23 protein-coding genes are annotated in these 19,171 nt (G+C 63.8%); 8 read left to right on the forward strand and 15 right to left on the reverse strand.

Features of this window, described 5'->3' with window-relative positions; genetic code table 11:
* The first annotated feature begins 4 nt into the window (after positions 1-4).
* The 3 genes from BMY68_RS28890 (at position 5) to BMY68_RS28900 (ending at position 2,806) form a co-directional block, all read left to right on the forward strand.
* Entirely contained in the window at positions 5-814 is an 810-nt protein-coding gene (locus BMY68_RS28890; RefSeq protein WP_062824480.1) for a M90 family metallopeptidase, read from the forward strand.
* 264 nt (positions 815-1,078) lie between these two features.
* Positions 1,079-1,606 (forward strand): inorganic diphosphatase, encoded by a 528-nt coding sequence (gene ppa, locus BMY68_RS28895; RefSeq protein WP_062824479.1) that lies wholly within the window; start codon positions 1,079-1,081, stop codon positions 1,604-1,606.
* Between the two features lie 813 nt (positions 1,607-2,419).
* Positions 2,420-2,806, forward strand: a complete 387-nt coding sequence (locus BMY68_RS28900) for a DUF6124 family protein (protein WP_085534511.1) — start codon at positions 2,420-2,422, stop codon at positions 2,804-2,806.
* Positions 2,807-2,921: 115 nt separating this feature from the next.
* Here the strand turns inward: BMY68_RS28900 and BMY68_RS28905 are convergent, their stop codons facing one another.
* Together BMY68_RS28905 and BMY68_RS28910 are read right to left on the reverse strand one after the other, a co-directional pair.
* Positions 2,922-3,215, reverse strand: coding sequence for an addiction module antidote protein (locus BMY68_RS28905; protein ID WP_085534509.1), 294 nt, complete (start codon positions 3,213-3,215; stop codon positions 2,922-2,924).
* Positions 3,212-3,511, reverse strand: a complete 300-nt coding sequence (locus BMY68_RS28910; protein WP_062824477.1) for a type II toxin-antitoxin system RelE/ParE family toxin — start codon at positions 3,509-3,511, stop codon at positions 3,212-3,214. The genes BMY68_RS28905 and BMY68_RS28910 overlap by 4 nt, the downstream gene beginning before the upstream one ends.
* A 171-nt stretch (positions 3,512-3,682) precedes the next feature.
* On the opposite strand from BMY68_RS28910, the gene BMY68_RS28915 reads away from it, so the two are divergent.
* Positions 3,683-4,132: a DUF3828 domain-containing protein gene (locus BMY68_RS28915; RefSeq protein ID WP_085534507.1), complete on the forward strand. Its 450-nt coding sequence runs from the start codon at positions 3,683-3,685 to the stop codon at positions 4,130-4,132.
* A 24-nt stretch (positions 4,133-4,156) separates the two neighbouring features.
* Here the strand turns inward: BMY68_RS28915 and BMY68_RS28920 are convergent, their stop codons facing one another.
* The 3 genes from BMY68_RS28920 to nirK all read right to left on the reverse strand — a co-directional run bounded on the left by BMY68_RS28920 (position 4,157) and on the right by nirK (position 6,680).
* Positions 4,157-5,167: a zinc-dependent alcohol dehydrogenase family protein gene (locus BMY68_RS28920; protein ID WP_175534877.1), complete on the reverse strand. Its 1,011-nt coding sequence runs from the start codon at positions 5,165-5,167 to the stop codon at positions 4,157-4,159.
* Between the two features lie 57 nt (positions 5,168-5,224).
* Positions 5,225-5,524 carry an ArsR/SmtB family transcription factor gene (locus tag BMY68_RS28925; protein ID WP_007924100.1) on the reverse strand — a complete coding sequence of 100 codons (300 nt, stop codon included), beginning with the start codon at positions 5,522-5,524 and terminating at the stop codon, positions 5,225-5,227.
* Between the two features lie 67 nt (positions 5,525-5,591).
* Positions 5,592-6,680, reverse strand: a complete 1,089-nt coding sequence (gene nirK, locus BMY68_RS28930; protein ID WP_085534503.1) for a copper-containing nitrite reductase — start codon at positions 6,678-6,680, stop codon at positions 5,592-5,594.
* Between the two features lie 225 nt (positions 6,681-6,905).
* Here nirK and BMY68_RS28935 point away from each other — a divergent pair, with 225 nt between their 5' ends.
* The 4 genes from BMY68_RS28935 (at position 6,906) to BMY68_RS28950 (ending at position 12,068) form a co-directional block, all read left to right on the forward strand.
* On the forward strand, positions 6,906-7,148 hold the full coding sequence (locus BMY68_RS28935; protein WP_007924102.1) for an exodeoxyribonuclease VII small subunit: 243 nt from the start codon (positions 6,906-6,908) through the stop codon (positions 7,146-7,148).
* Positions 7,145-8,032 carry a (2E,6E)-farnesyl diphosphate synthase gene (gene ispA / locus BMY68_RS28940; RefSeq protein WP_009045815.1) on the forward strand — a complete coding sequence of 296 codons (888 nt, stop codon included), beginning with the start codon at positions 7,145-7,147 and terminating at the stop codon, positions 8,030-8,032. The genes BMY68_RS28935 and ispA overlap by 4 nt, the downstream gene beginning before the upstream one ends.
* Before the next feature lie 111 nt (positions 8,033-8,143).
* Positions 8,144-10,042: a 1-deoxy-D-xylulose-5-phosphate synthase gene (gene dxs, locus BMY68_RS28945; protein ID WP_007924104.1), complete on the forward strand. Its 1,899-nt coding sequence runs from the start codon at positions 8,144-8,146 to the stop codon at positions 10,040-10,042.
* 142 nt (positions 10,043-10,184) lie between these two features.
* On the forward strand, positions 10,185-12,068 hold the full coding sequence (locus BMY68_RS28950; protein ID WP_085534501.1) for a TonB-dependent receptor domain-containing protein: 1,884 nt from the start codon (positions 10,185-10,187) through the stop codon (positions 12,066-12,068).
* Positions 12,069-12,083: 15 nt separating this feature from the next.
* Here BMY68_RS28950 and BMY68_RS28955 read toward each other — a convergent pair whose 3' ends face one another.
* The 10 genes from BMY68_RS28955 to BMY68_RS29000 form a co-directional block, all read right to left on the reverse strand.
* Positions 12,084-12,878 (reverse strand): cobalamin-binding protein, encoded by a 795-nt coding sequence (locus BMY68_RS28955; protein ID WP_085534499.1) that lies wholly within the window; start codon positions 12,876-12,878, stop codon positions 12,084-12,086.
* Entirely contained in the window at positions 12,878-13,297 is a 420-nt protein-coding gene (locus BMY68_RS28960) for a hypothetical protein (protein ID WP_009045819.1), read from the reverse strand. The genes BMY68_RS28955 and BMY68_RS28960 overlap by 1 nt, the downstream gene beginning before the upstream one ends.
* Positions 13,294-13,911 (reverse strand): GTP cyclohydrolase II, encoded by a 618-nt coding sequence (ribA, locus tag BMY68_RS28965; protein ID WP_007924108.1) that lies wholly within the window; start codon positions 13,909-13,911, stop codon positions 13,294-13,296. The genes BMY68_RS28960 and ribA overlap by 4 nt, the downstream gene beginning before the upstream one ends.
* A 112-nt stretch (positions 13,912-14,023) precedes the next feature.
* Entirely contained in the window at positions 14,024-14,782 is a 759-nt protein-coding gene (locus tag BMY68_RS28970) for a substrate-binding periplasmic protein (RefSeq protein ID WP_085534497.1), read from the reverse strand.
* Between the two features lie 10 nt (positions 14,783-14,792).
* Positions 14,793-15,296 (reverse strand): phosphatidylglycerophosphatase A family protein, encoded by a 504-nt coding sequence (locus tag BMY68_RS28975; RefSeq protein ID WP_009045821.1) that lies wholly within the window; start codon positions 15,294-15,296, stop codon positions 14,793-14,795.
* Complete coding sequence (gene thiL, locus BMY68_RS28980) at positions 15,293-16,258, reverse strand: thiamine-phosphate kinase (protein WP_085534495.1); 966 nt, start codon at positions 16,256-16,258, stop codon at positions 15,293-15,295. Before thiL ends, BMY68_RS28975 begins: the two co-directional genes overlap by 4 nt.
* 18 nt (positions 16,259-16,276) lie before the next feature.
* Positions 16,277-16,777, reverse strand: coding sequence for a transcription antitermination factor NusB (gene nusB / locus BMY68_RS28985; protein ID WP_007924115.1), 501 nt, complete (start codon positions 16,775-16,777; stop codon positions 16,277-16,279).
* Positions 16,774-17,250 carry a 6,7-dimethyl-8-ribityllumazine synthase gene (ribE, locus tag BMY68_RS28990; protein WP_007924117.1) on the reverse strand — a complete coding sequence of 159 codons (477 nt, stop codon included), beginning with the start codon at positions 17,248-17,250 and terminating at the stop codon, positions 16,774-16,776. The genes nusB and ribE overlap by 4 nt, the downstream gene beginning before the upstream one ends.
* Before the next feature lie 91 nt (positions 17,251-17,341).
* The gene (ribBA, locus tag BMY68_RS28995) at positions 17,342-18,433 is read right to left on the reverse strand and encodes a bifunctional 3,4-dihydroxy-2-butanone-4-phosphate synthase/GTP cyclohydrolase II (protein WP_007924126.1); all 1,092 of its coding nucleotides are present in this window, start codon (positions 18,431-18,433) and stop codon (positions 17,342-17,344) included.
* Between the two features lie 31 nt (positions 18,434-18,464).
* Complete coding sequence (locus BMY68_RS29000) at positions 18,465-19,127, reverse strand: riboflavin synthase (protein ID WP_009045823.1); 663 nt, start codon at positions 19,125-19,127, stop codon at positions 18,465-18,467.
* Positions 19,128-19,171: the final 44 nt, after the last annotated feature.

Genomic DNA, 19,171 nt, shown 5'->3' on the forward strand with positions numbered 1-19,171 from the left:
CGCTATGTGGCCCCTCAGTACCTGGCGCCGCCGGCGTCGGCTGGCCAAGCACCCGGTTGCCGATGAAATGTGGCAACGGGTGCGCCAGCACCTGCCCTTTCTCGACGGCCTGAGCGATGCCGAGGATCAGTGGCTACGGGAAACCAGCGTCCTGTTTCTCGACGACAAGCACCTGAGCGCCCTGCCCGGGGTCGAGCTGCACCAGTTCGAACGCCTGCTGCTGGCCGCCCAGGCCCAGTTGCCGCTGTTGCACCTGGGGGATTTGAACTGGTACCAGGGCTTCCACGAAATCGTCCTCTACCCCGACGACTTCCTCAGCCCCCAGCGCCATCGCGATGCCAGTGGCGTCGAACACGAATGGGACGGCGAACACAGCGGCGAAGCCTGGCAACAGGGCCCGATCATCCTGGCCTGGCCCGGCGTGCTCGCCAGCGGCGGCTGGGAAGCCTACAACCTGGTGATCCACGAGCTGGCGCACAAGCTGGACATGCTCAACGGCGACGCCAACGGCCTGCCGCCGCTGCACAGCGACATGCGCATCAGCGACTGGGCGCAGGTGATGCAGGCGGCCTACGACGACCTCAACCGCCAGCTCGACCACGACCCGGACGCCGAAACCGCCATCGACCCTTACGCCGCGGAAAACCCCGCGGAATTCTTCGCCGTCACCAGCGAATACTTCTTCAGCGCCCCGGATCTGCTGCACGAGGCCTATCCGAAGGTCTACCAGCAACTGCAGCTGTTTTACCGGCAGAATCCCCTAGCCCGGCTCCAGCAATTGCAGGCCAGCGACCCGCACTACCAGCAACACTGAGGCGTCCTGCCGGAACGCGCCCGCTGGCGAAATAATCGTCGATCCTGACGGGTGTCTCTGAACTAAACAGGCTGCGGCGACTCTTCTTTTCGCAAGCAATCGAGCGTCGACCGACGGCTCCTGCACAGGGTTCGCGGCGTTTGGCCCAAGGCGTCCATACGTCCTTCGGTACGTGGCATAGCCCTTGGAATATGCCTATAATCGCCGCCACTTTTTGGTCAATCCGGCCAAGACATTTTGGTCAACTAACGGGGGCATCGCCCAATGAGCTACAGCAAGATTCCGGCTGGCAAAGACCTGCCGAACGACATCTACGTCGCAATCGAGATTCCGGCCAACCACGCGCCGATCAAATACGAAATCGACAAAGACAGCGATTGCCTGTTCGTTGACCGTTTCATGGCCACCCCGATGTTCTACCCGGCCAACTACGGCTACATCCCGAACACCCTGGCCGACGACGGCGACCCCCTCGACGTGCTGGTCGTGACCCCTTACCCAGTGGCTCCAGGCTCGGTGATCCGCGCCCGTCCGGTCGGCATCCTGAACATGACCGACGACGGCGGCGGCGATGCCAAAGTCATCGCTGTTCCACACGACAAGCTGTCCCAGCTGTATGTCGACGTGAAGGAATACACCGACCTGCCGCCGCTGCTGATTCAGCAGATCGAGCACTTCTTCGCGAACTACAAAGATCTCGAAAAAGGCAAATGGGTGAAGATCGAAGGCTGGGACGGCGCCGACGCCGCCCGCGCCGCGATCCTGAAGTCGGTTGCCGCCTACAAAGGCTAAGCAGCAGCTGCAAGCTTCCAGCGCCAAGCTTCAAGAAAAAGCCCCGCTAACCCGGGGCTTTTTTATGCCCGTCGAATGCCCCTCCCCCGTAGGAGCGAGGCTTGTCCGCGATAACAGCCCCCAGAACAACAGCCCATTCCCCGCCAACAACGCCCTCCGATACAAAACGCCCTGCTTTTTGCCCTCGTCACAGGCTCCGGCTAACGCTTTGCGCTGGGAATTCTCTTCGAATATCAGTATGCTGCGCCCCACCTTTGCGCATCGACCTGTTCAACCGGTCAGATCCGCCCGACGCGGCAGATGATTTTCTCGCCAAGTCCCACAGCCAGCCGCAAGAGCTGGGTGTACGTTTTGCAGGCTGGTGCGGTTTACCAAAAATGAACCAAGCCAGTCCCCGAGAAGCCGGCCACAAGCCGGCTTTTTAATGCCTGGAAAACCCTGCTCAATGCGTAACCCGATGGACCGGACAGGTCATCGGCAGCCGTTTCTGCCCCGGCAAAAGTAAGGTTCTTCGCTTTCTATTGAGCGACTTTTCCTAGAAACTCCCACCCGCTTGCGCCTGTGAAACCTGCTGTCTAGGCTCGGCCTGTCACTGCTTATTCAGTGATCGGGTTTAGCAGCCCACAGTACTAGGCGCAAAGTGCCCCCTCAGCGAGGCGCTTCTTTTTGGCCAACGTTTTATGGTGGCCGTGCGCAGGGCACCTTCGGGTGCGCCGGGTTTCCTAGTACACCGGTCTGCTAACCTGCAAACGGCCGCCACCCTACGTTTAGCAGCGACGGTGAAGGCTCCTGATCTGTACTAGGAGTTACACCATGAAAAAGCTTGTCCCCGATCCGCCCCTGCCCGGGCAATTCAGAACCCCCGAACACGATCTCGCCACCCAGCGCATCCGCCTGGCCCTGGCCGCGAACACCGCTGAAACCTCAATCCTCGGCAACCTGAAAGCCACCGTCCCGACAGCCGTGGGCCGTGACGCCCTGTTCAGCGTCCGCCCCGGCGTCAGCGCCGAAGAAGCCTTGGTGCATGTGTCGCTGCTACTGGATTGCGCGGTACAGGTCAGCGACGAGATCAGCGAACGCGCCAGCGGTGTGGAGCGCGGGCTGATCTGGTCGATGATCCACTCGGTGGAGATGGCCAATGCCGTAGTGAACGCGTTGCTCGACGCCAACCGGCCGGCCGAGGCTGGTGCGGGGCGTTAAAAATCGGCGAACACTGGAACGGGGCGAAGCTCATTCGCCCCGTGCTCCATGAGTTCCCGCCAGGCGCTGGACAGGGCCGCCGCCCCCGACATTGGCGGTTCGGCCCGGCCATCAATCAAGACGCCCCATGCACCCGCGCCGTCATGTCCAGCCCCAGTGCACGCATCACCGCCAGCAGGGTCTTCAGGGTCGGGTTGCCCTTGTCGCTGAATGAGCGGTACAGCTGCTCGCGGGACAGCCCGGTTTCATGGGCCAGTTCGGTCATGCCCTTGGCCCGCGCCACCACGCCCAGGGCTTTGGCGATGTAGCCGGCATCGCCGGTCTCGAAGGCGTCCGCCATGAACAGGGCAATGGCCTGCGGGTCGCGCAGGGCCGCGGCGGGGTCATAGTCGAATAGCGGTTCGTTCATGATCGGCTCCAACGACGGGCCAGCTGTTTGGCCAGTTCGATATCGCGGCCCTGGCGACTCTTGTCGCCGCCGCACAACAGAATGACGAGTTGCAAGCCGCGCTGCTGGAAGTAAACCCGGTAGCCCGGCCCGTAATGGATGCGCAGCTCGCTGACGCCTTCGCCCACCGGCGACACGTCCCCGGCAAGACCGTTGGCCAGGCGAAAAATCCGCGCAGCAATCAACGCCCTGGCTCTGGAATCCTTGAGCCTGTTTTCCCACTCCATAAAGGTCGCGGTCTGTTTGATCTCGATCATCCCGCGACTGTAGTTTCAAGACTACAGCATTTGAAAGCGTATTTGTATTGCAAATCGCTGCCAGCGTACAGGCCGATAGCGATCCGAGACGCAGCGTGTTGAAATCGAGCACTCGGCCATAAACCTGATGTCTCAACGGCTCAATGTCTTAACTCCTGTAAGGACGTCCCCATGAGAAAGCTGTTCCCCCTGCTGCTCCTCGCCGCGGCTTTCCATCAGCCCCTCGCCTTCGCCGACTGCGCCAGCTCGCCCAAGCCGGTGGCCGAGGCCTTCTACAATTGGTACCTGCAGAGTTTCAGCAACGAAAAAGACCCGATCACCGATGACCTGCCGCACCTGCAGCAGTACGTCACGCAAACGCTGATCGAACGGATCAAGAAGCAGATGAGCAGCCCCGAGGGCCTGGAAGAGGATTATTTCCTCAAGACCCAGGACTACATGGATGAGTGGCTGACCCAGATCAAGGTCAGCGAACCGCAGGTGCAAGGCACCTCGGCGCGTGAGTCGGTGACCCTGGGCAATACGCCGGATACCACGCAGATCGTCGACCTGCTGCTGATCAAGGACAAAGGCTGCTGGAAGATCAACGAGGTGCTGGCCACCACGGATCAGAGTGAGTGATCCGCGGCGACCGGCCAGGCAGGATCAGATATCGAGAATGATCTTGCCGAAGTGCTGGTTGCTTTCCTGGTAGCGGAAGGCATCGACCATCGCGTCCAGGGCGAAGTGCTTGTCGAGGATCGGATGCATACCGTTGGCGTCGATCGCGCGGACCATGTCCTGCTGCTGCCGGCGGCTGCCCACCAGCACGCCTTGCAGACGCAATTGCTTGACCAGCGCGGTGACGATCGGGAACTCGCCGGCAACCCCGGTCAGGATGCCGATCACCGAGATATGGCCACCGACCCGCGCAGCGATCATCGACTGCTCCAGGGTGGAGGGGCCGCCCACTTCGATCACGTGATCGACGCCACGGCCGGCGGTGAGCTTCTGCACGGTTTCACCCCAGGTCGGGTCCTGGCGGTAGTTGATCAGGTGATCGGCGCCGAGGGCTTTCAGCCGCTCCAGCTTGGCATCGCTGGACGAGGTGGCGATCACGGTAGCGCCGAGCATCTTGGCGAATTGCAGGGCGAAGATCGACACGCCGCCAGTGCCTTGCACCAGCACGGTATCTCCAGCGGTCACCCGACCGTCGTCCACCAGCGCGCGCCAGGCGGTAAGGCCGGCGGTGGTGAGGGTCGCCGCTTCGGCGTGGCTCCAGCCCTTGGGCGCACGGGTGAAGGAGGTGGCGCGGGCGGTGACGACTTCCCGGGCGTAACCATCCAGGCCATCGCCCGGCACCGTGGCGAAACCTATGACATTGGGCCGGCCGTCCAGCCATTCGGGGAAGAAGGTGCTGACCACCGAGTCGCCGATGGCAAATTCACTGACACCCTCGCCCACCGCTACCACTTCACCGGCGCCATCGGCCATCGGGATGCGCGACTCAGTCGGCCCCCACATGCCACTGACCACCGCAAAATCGTGGTAGTTGAGGGAGCTGGCGCGCAGGCGCACGGTGATTTCGCCCGCTTGTGGCGCCGCGGCCGGCGCCTCGCCGACCACTACGTTGTCGTAGCCACCACCGGGTTGTACGTAGATTGCTTTCATGAACAGATCCTCCTGGGTTGCCTTTTCATTTCGAAAAATAACGAAATGTTCAAGTAAAAAAACTCAGAGTTCGCGCTTCAGTTGCTCGGCAAAAGCAGCAATGGCCGCTTCGTTACGGCGAAAGTAAGTCCATTTGCCGATACGCGTGGCCTCGACCAGCCCGGCCTGCTGCAGGATCGCCAGATGGCTGGACGTGCTGGACGCCGAAAGCGCGGCCTTGTGCTGCAGGTGAGTCATGCAGATGCCGATTTCTTTCGGCGCGTCATGCCCCTGGGGCGGGAAGTTGCCTTCCGGGTCCTTCAGCCATTCGAGCATCTGCATACGGATGTCGCTGGCCAGGGCTTTGATTTGGTCGATGAGCATGGCGAGGATATTACGGACTTTTACGAAATGTTCAAGACCCGAGCAATATCCCCCGCCCGTCCTCCTATTACTTGCTCTCGACGATCGGCCCCGGCGCTTTCACCTGGGTCATCAGGTCATCGTCCCACTGCCCTTGCACCTTGATCTGGGCCAGGGCCCCCAGTTCCATGGCCTCGATCAGGTTGTGGCTGAGGTACACGTAGGTACCCGGCTGCTTGAAGGTGTACAGCGCCGCAACCGCGGAGCCGCCGGGGATAAACCAGGTTTCCATGTTGCGTTGCGGCGGGTTGGCGAATTTACCGGTGGTCCAGACCCAGTCGCCATGGCCGCCAATCAGGTGCGGACGGCTGTCGCGGTTGGCCTGGGAATGGATGAACAGCACGCTTTCACCGACCTTGGAGGTCAGCGCGTTGGCACCGGTCAGGGCGCCGACACGGCCGTTGAACACTACGTGGCTCGGGGTCAGGGTGCGCATGACCGCGCGGGTGTCCTGGTAGCTGGACGCCAGGTCCGGGTAGTCCTTGTAGTGGCCGTCCTTGTCCTTGGGGATATACAGGTCGGACTCGCCTATGGTGTAGACGCGGTCGTAATGCAGGGGCTTGCCCTGAGGATCGCGCAGGCCGTCACGGGGCAGCACCATCAGTGCGCCGTTCATGCCCGACACCACGTGCCACGGCACCATGCCTTGCGGCGCGCAATGGTAGACAAAGGTACCGCTGCGATCAGCCTTGAAACGCAGCACCACTTCCTGCCCCGGCACCACCTGGGTCAGGCCCGCCCCGCCCAGGGCGCCAGTGGCCGCGTGAAAGTCGACGTTGTGGGGCATGCTGTTGGTCGCTGGGTTGACCAGCGTCAGCTCCACATAGTCACCCTCATGCACCACCAGAGTCGGGCCGGGCATGGAGCCGTTGAAGGTCATGGCCTGGAGCGTGGTGCCCTGGTCGTCGATGACCATTTTTTTCTCTTCGATACTCATGCGGAACTGCACCACCTTGGGCGGCCCGCTGACCACTTGCTCATGAGGATGAACCAGCGGCGGTGCGACCAGCTCGACCTGCACCCGCTGCAACCCCTCTGCCCCACCGGCCAGAACCAGGCTGCTGGCACAGCTGCCAAGCAGCGCACAGGCCCCCAATACACTTCGAAAAACACTCATTGCAGCCTCTCCTTGCCAATCAACGATGGGGCATTGCAAGGCAAGTGCGCGCAACTTTCCTTGTCGTAAAGCAAGAAATGGCGACAGAAGGTCGACCCGCACAACCGGCCCTGATCCAGGGCAAAAAATCGCCCTGCCGAGCCGTTCGGCAACCGCCGCTCATTTGCCCCAACCCCCCATGTCTGCTAGTGTCGCGCCGGTTTAACGTCAACCGGGATAGCCGCCATGGCCCGCAAAAAAGCTGCCTTAGATTTCGAACAATCCCTCGCCGACCTGCAAACGCTGGTCGAGCGTCTGGAGAACGGCGAGCTGTCGCTGGAAGACTCGTTGACCGCCTTCGAGCAAGGCATCGGCCTGACCCGCGATTGCCAGGCGGCGCTGGCCCAGGCCGAGCAGAAGGTGCAGATCCTGCTGGAGCGCGATGGCGAACTGGCCGAAGAACCCTTCGACGCGGAACAGCCAGAATGATCGCGGCCTATCAGGCCAGCAGCCAGGCCCGGGTCAATGCTGCACTGGAAACCCTGTTCCACGCGCCAAGCCCGGAGCTGGCCCGTCTTTACCAGGCCATGCGCTACAGCGTGATGAACGGCGGCAAGCGCGTGCGCCCGCTGCTGGCCTACGCCGCCTGCGAAGCCCTCGGCGCCCGGCCGGAACAGGCCAACGGCGCGGCCTGCGCGGTGGAGCTGATCCACGCCTATTCCCTGGTGCACGACGATCTACCGGCGATGGACGACGACGATCTGCGTCGCGGCCAGCCAACCACCCATAAAGCCTTCGATGAAGCCTGCGCGATTCTTGCCGGCGACGGTTTGCAGAGCCTGGCCTTCAGCGCCCTGCTCGACCCGCGCCTGAGCGATTCGAGTGCCGAGATCCGCCTGCAGATGGTCAGCACCCTGGCGCTGGCCGCGGGCCCCGCGGGCATGGTCGGCGGCCAGGCCATCGACCTCGGTTCGGTGGGCCTCAAACTCGACCAGAAAGCCCTGGAGTACATGCACCGGCACAAGACCGGCGCGCTGATCGAGGCCAGCGTCAAGCTCGGCGCCCTGGCCAGCGGCCGGGCCGAAAAAGACGAGCTCAAGTCCCTGCAGACCTACGCCCAGGCCATCGGCCTGGCGTTCCAGGTGCAGGACGACATTCTCGACGTGGAAAGCGATACCGCGACCCTCGGCAAACGCCAGGGTGCCGACATCGCCCGGGACAAACCGACCTACCCGGCCCTGCTCGGCCTGGAAGCGGCCAAGGCCTATGCCCTGGAGCTGCGCGATCAGGCCCTGCACGCACTGCGACCCTTTGACGCGGGCGCCGAGCCTCTGCGGGAGCTGGCGCGTTATATCGTCGAACGACGCAGTTGATCGACCCCGGCGCGGCAGACCGCATATCGGCCAAGTTCCGCGCTCTGCGTGGGCAGCTTGCGATGCATAAGGTAAACTGCCGCCTCTTTTATACCTATAACGATTCGCCTGATGCCCACGACGTTTCATGAGATTCCCCGCAAGCGCCCGACCACGCCCCTGCTCGACCGTGCCAACACGCCGGACGGCCTGCGCCGGTTAGGCGAAGCCGAGCTGGAAACCCTGGCCGATGAGTTGCGCCTGGAATTGCTCTATACGGTCGGCCAGACCGGTGGGCATTTCGGTGCCGGCCTGGGCGTCATCGAGCTGACCATCGCGCTGCATTACGTCTTCGACACGCCGGACGACCGCCTGGTGTGGGACGTGGGTCATCAGGCTTATCCGCACAAGATCCTCACCGGTCGTCGCGAGCGCATGGCCAGCCTGCGCCAGAAGGACGGCCTGGCCGCCTTCCCGCGGCGCTCCGAGAGCGAGTACGACACCTTTGGCGTCGGCCACTCCAGCACCTCGATCAGCGCGGCGCTGGGCATGGCCATTGCCGCACGCCTGCAGAACAGCGAGCGCAAGGCGATCGCGGTGATCGGCGACGGCGCCCTGACCGCGGGCATGGCCTTCGAGGCGCTGAACCACGCGCCGGAAGTGGACGCCAACATGCTGGTGATCCTCAACGACAACGACATGTCGATCTCGCGCAACGTTGGCGGCCTGTCCAATTACCTGGCCAAGATTCTTTCCAGCCGCACCTACGCCAGCATGCGCGAAGGCAGCAAGAAGGTGCTGTCGCGCCTGCCCGGCGCCTGGGAAATCGCCCGCCGCACCGAAGAATACGCAAAAGGCATGCTGGTTCCCGGCACCCTGTTCGAAGAACTGGGCTGGAACTACATCGGCCCGATCGACGGCCACGACCTGCCGACCCTGATCGCCACCCTGCGCAACATGCGCGACCTCAAGGGCCCGCAGTTCCTGCACGTGGTGACCAAGAAGGGCAAAGGTTTCGCCCCGGCGGAAGTCGACCCGATCGGCTACCACGCCATCACCAAGCTCGACCCCCTGGACAGCCCCGCCGCTGCGCCGAAAAAAGCCGGCGGGCCGAAGTACTCCGGAGTATTCGGCGAATGGCTGTGCGACATGGCCGCCGCCGACCCGCGCCTGGTGGGCATTACCCCGGCGATGAAGGAAGGCTCGGACCTGGTGGCCTTCAGCGAGCGCTTCCCGCTGCGCTACTTCGACGTGGCGATTGCCGAGCAGCACGCCGTGACCCTGGCGGCCGGCATGGCCTGCGAAGGCGCCAAGCCGGTGGTGGCGATCTATTCGACCTTCCTGCAGCGCGGTTACGACCAGCTGGTGCATGACGTAGCGGTGCAGAACCTCGACGTGCTGTTCGCCATCGACCGTGCCGGCCTGGTGGGCGAAGACGGCCCGACCCACGCCGGCAGCTTCGACCTGTCGTTCCTGCGCTGCATCCCCGGCATGCTGGTGATGACCCCGAGCGACGAGAACGAGCTGCGCAAGATGCTCAGCACCGGCCATCTGTACAACGGCCCGGCCGCCGTGCGTTATCCACGCGGTACCGGCCCGAACGCCACCATCGAGAAAGACCTGCAGCCGATCGAGATCGGCAAGGGCGTGGTCCGTCGCCAGGGCAGCAAGGTCGCCTTGCTGGTATTCGGCGTGCAACTGGCCGAGGCGCTGAAAGTCGCCGACAAGCTGGATGCCACCGTGGTCGACATGCGTTTCGTCAAGCCGCTGGATGAAGCCCTGGTGTGCGAGATCGCCGCCAGCCACGAACTGCTGGTGACTATCGAAGAGAACGCCATCATGGGCGGCGCCGGTGGCGCGGTCGGCGAGTTCCTGGCGCGCGAGGCGATCCTCAAGCCGATCCTGCACCTGGGCCTGCCGGACCTCTACGTCGAACACGCCAAACCGGCGCAGATGCTGGCCGAATGCGGCCTGGACGAAGCCGGTATCGAAGCCGCCGTACGGGCACGCCTGCAACGGCTCGGCCTGTAACCTGTAGCCGCGGCCGAAGGCTGCGATCGCCCCCGAAGGGGGCGTTGCTTTTGAGGTCGCAGGAAGGTCCTGCGGACCTTATCGCAGCCTGCGGCAGCGGCTACGGTTTTTCCTCGCATGCTCCATTCGCTATAGATTGCCGATGAAACCCGCCCTCCTCGTCCTGCCCCTTGTCCTGCTGCCCACCGGCCAACTGCTGGCCGACACTCTCGAGCGCGAACAGGCCCTCAAGCTGCCCGACACGCTGATCAGCGCCAACCGCCAGGTAGAGGCGCGCAACGACAGCAGCGCCGCCAACACCGTATTCACCCGCGACGACATCGACCGCCTGCAACCCTCCAGCGTCACCGACCTGCTGCAACGGGTGCCTGGCGTGCAAGTGGCGCAGAGTGGCGGCCGGGGCAGCGTGCCGGGGATCTATATCCGCGGCACTTCGTCGGCGCAGACCCTGGTGCTGGTGGATGGCCAGCGCATCGGCAGTTCGAGCTCCGGCGACAGCAATCTGCAGCATCTGAATATCCAGCAGATCGAGCGGGTGGAAGTGCTGCGCGGCTCCCGCTCGGTGATCTACGGCAGCGACGCCATTGGCGGGGTGATCCAGATCTTCACCCGGCGCAGCGCCGAGCAGGGCCTGCAACCCCGCCTGCACCTGGGGGTCGGCAGCCACCAGACCTGGGAGCGCAGCATCGGCCTGTCCGGCGGCGACCAGCAGACCCGCTTCAGCCTGGGCGCCAGCCTCGACGACACGGCCGGGAGCAATCGCACCCATGAGTCCTATGCCAGCGATCGCGATGATGACGCCTACCGCAACCAGTCCCTCAGCCTGAGTCTGAGCCATGCGTTCAATGACGACTGGGAGGCGGGCCTGAACCTGCTGGATAACCGCGGCAAAAGCGAGTTCGACAACCCCTTCGGGCGCTTTGACAGCAGCACCTTCGAGAGCTTCCCGCAGAAGCCCTACAGCGAATTCGCGGTCAGCAGCTTCAGCAGCTATGTCGACGGGCGTATCAACGAAGCCTGGAAGTCGCGCCTGGAACTGGGTCACAGCGAAAACCGCGAGAAGACCTTCGACAAGCTCAGCGACGAACGCACGGTGTTCAATACCTACCGCGACTCGGTCAACTGGCAGAACGACCTGACGCTCGACGAACGCAACAGCCTGATCGTCGGCGGCGACTGGTACCAAGACCGGGTCAACAGCAGCACCGCCTTCGCCGAGGACAGTCGCTGGAACCGCGCGGCCTTTGTCCAGCATCGCTTCAAGGCCGACAGTTTCTCCACCGAACTGGGCCTGCGTCGCGACCAGAACCAGCAGTTCGGCGGCCAGAACAGCTGGAGCGGCACCCTCACCCTGCCGCTGAACGCCGACAACGATGTCCTGCTGACCTACAGCGAAGGCTTCCGCGCCCCGACCTTCAACGACCTGTATTACCCCGACTTCAGCAACCCCGACCTCAAGCCCGAGACCTCGAAAAGCTACGAGCTGCAATGGCGCAGCCAGTTGAGCGAGAGCACTCGCCTGGAGACCTCGCTGTACCGCACCGACCTGGAAGACGCGATTATCTTCGGCAGCAATTCGCGCCCGCAGAACGTCGCCTCGGCACGTATCAACGGCTTCGAGGCGACGCTGCAGCAGGAGTTGTTCGGCTGGCAGAGCAATCTGGGGCTGGCGATCATCGATCCCCGCGACCGCGATACCGGCCACACCCTGGCCCGCCGTGCCCGGCGCACCTTGAGCCTGGACCTGGATCGGCAGTTCGACCGCCTGGGCCTCGGCGCCAGCTGGCAAGCAGTGAGCAGCAGCTATGACGACCTGGCCAACCAGCAACGCCTCGGCGGTTATGCCCTGCTGGGCTTGCGCAGCAATTGGGCGCTGACTCGCGAGGTGCGGTTGGAGTTGAAGGTCGACAATCTGCTCGACAAGTCCTACAGCCGGGTGCTGTACAGCCATGACGGCGCGCAGTACGGGTATCGGGAGCAAGGCCGGGCCTGGATGTTCGGGGTGACCTGGACGCCGGAGCTTTAGTGGCGCCAGTAGCCGCTACTCGGAATCAAGCAACTCACAGAGCTTGGCCGTCGCAGCGATCATCTGCCCGCTCGGCCGCTCCAGGCCTTTATCGCTGATCAGCAACAACCGGCCTTGCGCCACGGCCTTCAATTGCGGCCAGTCTTTCCAGGCGTCAAGTTGCGCCTGGGTGCTGGCCAGGATCACCTCGGGATTGCGCTGCAATACTGCCTCGACGCTGACCTGGGGCGCCGGCAGCGGCAGGTCGGCAAACACATTGCGCGCGCCGCACACACTCAAGGCATCGCTGATGATTTGCCCGCCGCCCACGGTGTACAGCGGCTGGTCCCAGACCTGATAGAACACTGCCAGGGGCGCGCTGCGGGCATAGCGTTGACGCAGGCCGGCCAGTTGCTGCCGCAACTCATTGGCACGCTTCAGGCCGCGTTGTGGGCGCCCTAGCCGGGCGGCAACGGTTTCAATTTGAGTGGTGAGCTGGTCGAGGCTATGGGGTTCGGCCACCAGGGTCGGGATGCCCAGGCGACTGAGCTGCTCGCGCTGGGCCGGGCCAACGCTGCCGGGCCAGAGCAAGAGCAGATCCGGCCTGAGGCTGAGCAGCCGCTCCATGTCCAACTGGCCGTAGCGGCCCACCGACGGCAGGTTGTGCAATTGAGGGGGACGCTCGCCAGCGTCGAGCACACCGACCAGCAGGTCGGCGGAATCCAGTTCGACGACGATTTCCGATAGCGAAGGCGCAAGGCTGACCACGCGCTCCACGGCCGGCGCCGGGCCAGCGAGGGCCAGCAGCAGGACTGCCAGCCAGCGGCGCATCAACCGAGCTGACGCGGGATGCGGTAGAGGTAGAACAGCACCGCGGTGGACAGCGCCAGGAGGATCAGCGGTACCGCTTCCAGGCCGACGAACACCGCCAGAGCACCGACCCAGGCCGGCAGGGCCGCGGCCAGAAACGCCGCGCGACGGCGGGCCGCCAGCTCGATCCAGGCCGCTGGCTCTTCGGGGGTATCGAGGGCTTTATGGGTGGCGATCAAGGCCCGTTTGTAGCCGCCGAAAAAACGCAGGCTGACAAACATCGAAGCTACGCCAGCAATGAAAAACGGCATCGCCAGGATCGGCAGCAGCGGCTCGCCCTGGCCAAACACCAGGTTGATCACGAACAGCGGCAGCAGCGCCAGCGCCAGGTATTGCCACCAACTGACGGCCAGGCGCCGCCGGACCTGACCGCGGGTCACGCCCGGTCTACCTCGCCCTGGTGCTCGTTACCCATCATGTGGTCGAGCTTGCTGGCCTTGGTGGCCAGGTAGAGTTTGTTGTGCGGGTTGTGCCCGGTATGCAACGGCACGCGCTCGGCGACCACGATACCCATCTCGGTCAGGGCCTTGACCTTGCGCGGATTGTTGGTCATCAGGCGCAGGGATTTCACCCCCAGGTGCTCAAGCATCGGCAGGCACATGGCGTAGTCACGCTGGTCGGCGGCAAAACCCAGGCGTTCGTTGGCTTCCACGGTGTCGGCGCCGCCATCCTGCAACTCATAGGCGCGGATCTTGTTCAGCAGGCCGATGCCGCGGCCTTCCTGACGCAGGTACAGGAGCACGCCACGGCCTTCGCGGGCGATCGCCTGCAGGGCGGCTTCCAGTTGCGAACCGCAGTCGCAACGCTGGCTGAACAGGGCATCGCCGGTCAGGCATTCGGAGTGCAACCGGCCGAGCACCGGAGCGCCATCGGCAATATCACCCAGGCTGAGCACAACGTGCTCGCGGCCGGTGGCTTCATCGAGAAAACCGTGCATGGTGAATTGCGCAAAAGGGGTGGGCAGCTTGGAAGCGGCGACAAAAACGACGGGCACCGTTGTGCTCCTGATCTGTATGGGACTGGAGATTCGCAGAGGCGGCATTGTAACAGCAGCTTCCGACAGACGCTTAGGCTGAATTATCGGACATAAAGATCGAGAAGTTAGATCAACGGTCTTCAGGCGGACGCCCGGTATCGAACGGATAGGGCTGCTGCCAGCGCTGGAAAATCGGGCGCAAACGGCCGTTTTTCACCAACTCGGCCATCCGTCGATCGAACAGCGCGCGCAGCACCCGGCCCCGTTCATTGTCGGCAAAGCCCAGGTACAGCGGCAGTTCGGCCAAATGGCTGCGCCGGAACTGCGAGCGGTCCCCGGCCTGGGACAGAACAAAATCGACCTCGGTCAGGGCATCGATATAGAAGTCGGCACGGCCTTGCTGGAGCATCGGCAAGATACCGACCCGCCGGCGGATTTCATTGAAACGCTGAATATTGGGCAAGTAGTCCTGGTAGCGGTAGCCGCGTACCCAGACCAGGCGGTAGTTGCCGAGCGTGGCCAGGGTCGGCGGCGGGTTCGTCGCCAGGCCCAGGCTGTAGATATGGTCGGTGTCGTAATTCCAGCGTGGATACAGGGCGCCATCGGTTTCGTCCCGATAGGAGCCGACCTGGGCATCGACTTCACGCCGCTGCACCAGCCCGACCGAGCGGGTGTACGGCACGCTGCGCATGTCGAGCTTCACGCCCTGGGTCTCGAAGACCTCGCGCAGGATATCCCAGGCCATGCCTTGGCCATCGGCCTGGGTGTAGCTGTCCCACTCCTCGCTGGCCACCCGGATTTCGCCGGGCAGCGCCGCCGGCTCGGCGGCCCGGACCAGGCTGGCGGTCAAGACACAGAGCATTACCAGCAGAACGCGAACGGCCGGCATGGCTGACTCCTCAGGCAAAGCACCACACCAGCCCCTGCATCGCCAACCAGGCGAAGACACCGGCCAGCACGTCGTCGAGCATGATCCCGATACCGCCGTGCACATGCCGGTCGATCCAGCGAATCGGCCAGGGCTTGAGAATGTCGAAGAAGCGGAACATCAGGAAACCCGCCAGCAACCACTGCCAACCTTCCGGCACCAGCCACAGGGTGATCCACATGCCGACCATTTCGTCCCAGACGATGCCTTCATGGTCATGCACCCGCAGGTCGTCGGCCACCTTGCCGCACAGCCAGAAGCCGAACAGCATGGTGATGCCGAGCATCAGCCAGTAGCCCCAATCCGGCAGCATCTGCCACAGCGGAATAAAGGGTAGCGCCACCAGCGAGCCCCAGGTACCCGGAGCCTTGGGCAAGGTGCCCGAACCGAAGCCGAAGGCCAGAAAATGCCAGGGATTACGCCAGACGGAGGGCGGCACGAACTCTGCCGGAACCTGTTTGGGATGATCTGTCACGGTGTCTCCCGAAAATGTTGATAACCCCGAGTGCTCGGGGTGATGTCCCGCCCCTCGGCATCCAGCAGCACCACGCCCTGCCCGGCCACGACCCGGCCCAGCACATGCAGCGGCCAGCCGGCGGCGAGCAGCGGCGCCAGCTCGGCTTCGGGCAAGGTGAAGACCAGCACGTAATCGTCACCGCCGCTGAGTGCCGCCGAGCGGGCGCCATTCTCACCGAGAAAGCTCAACAACGCCCGGGACATCGGCAGTTTTTCACTTTCGATCAGCAAGCCGACAGCTGAAGCGGCAGCAATGTGCCCGCAGTCGGCCAGCAGGCCATCGGAGATATCCATGGCCGCGGTAGCCTTGCCGCGCAGCGCCTGGCCCAGGGCCAGTTGCGGTTGCGGCGACCAGTAATGGGCCAGCAAAGGCTCGGCGACCGCCGGCTCGGCGCTGCGTTGTCCGAGCACCAGGGGCAAGGCACCGGCGCCATTGCCCAGCTCGCCGCCGACACACAGCAGGTCGCCCGGACGGGCACCGCTGCGGGTCAGGGCCTGGCCGGCGGGCACGCGGCCGAATACGGTCATGGTCAGGGTCAACGGGCCACGGGTGGTGTCGCCGCCTACCAGGCGCACGCCGCAGCTCTGCGCCATGGCGCTCAGGCCGTTGGCATAGGCTTGCAGCCAATCGGCGTCAACCATCGGCAGAGTCAGGGCAAGGGTGAAGGCGACAGGCGCGGCGCCCATGGCCGCCAGGTCGCTGACCGCCACCGCCAGCGAGCGCTGGCCGAGCAGGAAAGGGTCGCAGGGATCTGCGAAATGCACACCGGCCACCAGGGTGTCGGTGGAAATCGCCAACTGTTCGCCAGGGGGAACAGCCAGCAAGGCGCAGTCGTCGCCAATCCCCAGTGCAACGCCCTCGCCGCCCTGCGCACAAGGCGCGGCAGCGAAGAAGTTACGGATCAGCTCAAACTCGCCCATGGCAGCTGCAAGCGCGGATCAGCGCTTGAATGCCTTCACTTCAGCTTCACGCAGACGCGGGGCCAGCTTGTCGAGTACGCCGTTGACGAACTTGTGGCCGTCGGTGGAACCGAAGACCTTGGCCAGTTCGATACCTTCGTTGATCACAACGCGGTACGGCACATCGACGCGCTTGAGCAGTTCCCAGGTGGACAGGCGCAAAACCGCCAGTTCGACCGGGTCCAGCTCTTCGATGGTGAGGTCCAGGCAAGGAGTGAGAGCGTTGTCGATCTCATTCTTGTTGGCCGGAACGCCGTGCAGGATCTCACGGAAGTAGGCACCGTCGATGTCGGTGAAATCGTTGTCGACCCGGAACTGCGCTTCGATCTCGTTCAGCGAGTGCTTGGCCATGTGCCATTGGTACAGCGCCTGGGTCGCGAGCTGACGGGCTTCGCGACGCTTGGCGCTCTTGGATGGCTTGCCAGCGTCCGCAGGTTTCGGATCGCGCGGGTTGAAACGATCGCTATCGTCGCTAATCACTTGGCCTCCAACTGCGCCAGCAGGCTGACCATTTCCAGAGCGGACAAGGCAGCTTCAGCACCTTTGTTGCCGGCCTTGGTGCCGGAACGTTCGATGGCTTGCTCGATCGAGTCGACGGTCAGCACGCCGAAGGCGACCGGTACGCCGAACTCCATGGACACCTGGGCCAGGCCCTTGGTGCATTCGCCCGCCACGTATTCGAAGTGCGGAGTGCCGCCACGAATGACCGCGCCCAGGGCGATGATCGCCGCGAACTCGCCCTTCTGCGCGACTTTCTGCGCAACCAGCGGAATCTCGAAGGCGCCAGGGGCACGAATCACGGTGATGTCGCTTTCGCTCACGCCGTGACGGACCAGGGCGTCAACGGCGCCGCTGACCAGGCTTTCGACGACGAAGCTGTTGAAACGGCCGACCACCAGGGCATAGCGGCCTTTGGGGGCGATGAAGGTACCTTCGATGGTCTTCAGGGTCATTCGACAAATCTCTTAAAGAGCCGGAGCGCGTTCACTACGCGCTCACTAGTGATATTTGAACCGCGAATTTCAAGCCCGAAACAACCGGCTTTTATTCGGAGGGCACGTATTCTACAACTTCCAGGTCGAAACCGGATATCGCATTAAATTTCATCGGCGCACTCATCAGGCGCATTTTGCGTACGCCCAGGTCGCGCAGGATCTGCGAACCGGCACCGACGATGCTGTAGGTGGTCGGTTTTTTCGCAGGCACGTGCTCGGCCGTTTCGCGGATATGCGCCAGCAGCACGTCGCCGTCCAGCGGGTGGCCCAGCAACAGCACCACGCCGCTGCCGGCCTCGGCTACCGTGGCCATGGCGGCCCGCAGGCTCCAGCGGCCAGGCTGCTTGACCATCAGCAGGTCGCGCAGCGGGTCCATGTTGTGCACGCGAACCAGGGTCGGCTCTTCCGCGCAGATGTTGCCCAGGGTCAGCGCCATGTGCACGTCGCCTTCCACCGAATCACGGTAGGTCACCAGGTTGAACTGGCCCAATTCGCTGTCCAGCGGCTGCTCGGCAATCCGCTGAACGGTACGTTCGTGGATCATCCGGTAGTGAATCAGGTCGGCGATGGTGCCGATCTTGATGTTGTGTTCGGCGGCGAAGGCTTCCAGCTCGGCGCGACGGGACATGGTGCCGTCGTCGTTCATCACTTCGCAGATCACCCCGCTCGGCTCGAAACCGGCCATGCGCGCCAGGTCGCAGGCGGCTTCGGTGTGGCCGGCGCGGGCCAGAGTGCCGCCCGGCTGGGCCATCAGCGGGAAGATGTGGCCCGGGCTGACGATGTCTTCGGCCTTGGCGTCCTTGGCGGCAGCCGCCTGCACCGTGCGTGCGCGGTCGGCGGCGGAGATGCCGGTGGTCACGCCGGTGGTGGCCTCGATGGAAACGGTGAACTTGGTGCCGAACCCGGAGCCGTTGCGCGGCGCCATCAAAGGCAGCTTGAGCAGCTCGCAACGCTCGCGGCTCATCGGCATGCAGATCAGGCCGCGGGCGTGCTTGGCCATGAAGTTGATGTGTTCGGCCTTGCAGCACTCGGCGGCCATGATCAGGTCGCCTTCGTTCTCGCGGTCTTCGTCATCCATGAGGATGACCATCTTGCCTTGGCGGATGTCTTCAACCAGTTCTTCGATGCTGTTGAGCGCCACGCGGCACCCCCCTTCTTTCAAAATTTGAGGTTCAGGATTTGAGGTAGCCGTTAGCGGCCAGAAAACTTTCGGTGATGCCAGCGCTCGAAGGCTCCGCGGCCTTGTCGCCCAGCAACAGGCGCTCCAGGTAACGCGCCAGCAGGTCGACTTCGAGGTTGACCTGCCGACCCGGCCGGTAGTCGGCCATGATGGTTTCGGCCAGCGTGTGCGGGACGATGGTCAGCTCGAACTCGGCGCCATTGACCGCGTTGACCGTCAGGCTGGTGCCGTCGACGGTGATCGAGCCCTTGTGGGCGATGTACTTGGCCAGGTCCTTGGGCGCGCGGATGCGGAACTGGATGGCGCGGGCATTTTCTTCCCGGGCCACCACTTCGCCGACGCCGTCGACGTGGCCGCTGACCAGGTGACCGCCCAGGCGGGTGGTCGGGGTCAGGGCCTTTTCCAGGTTGACCCGGCTGCCGGCCTTCAACTGATGGAAAGCGGTGCAGTCCAGGGTCTCGCGGCTGACGTCGGCCCAGAAGCCGTCGCCCGGCAGTTCCACCGCGGTCAGGCAGACGCCGTTCACCGCGATGCTGTCGCCCAGCTTCACGTCGCCCAGGTCGAGCTTGCCGGTTTCCACATACACCCGCACATCGCCACCCTTGGGGGTCAATGCACGGATGCTGCCGATGGATTCGATGATGCCTGTAAACATGGAGTCCTCCTCGAGAACAGGGTCGCCGCGTGGCGAAGGCCCGA

Origin of the sequence: Pseudomonas sp. NFACC41-3, from assembly GCF_900109505.1 — a bacterium.
Lineage (GTDB): Bacteria > Pseudomonadota > Gammaproteobacteria > Pseudomonadales > Pseudomonadaceae > Aquipseudomonas > Aquipseudomonas chlororaphis.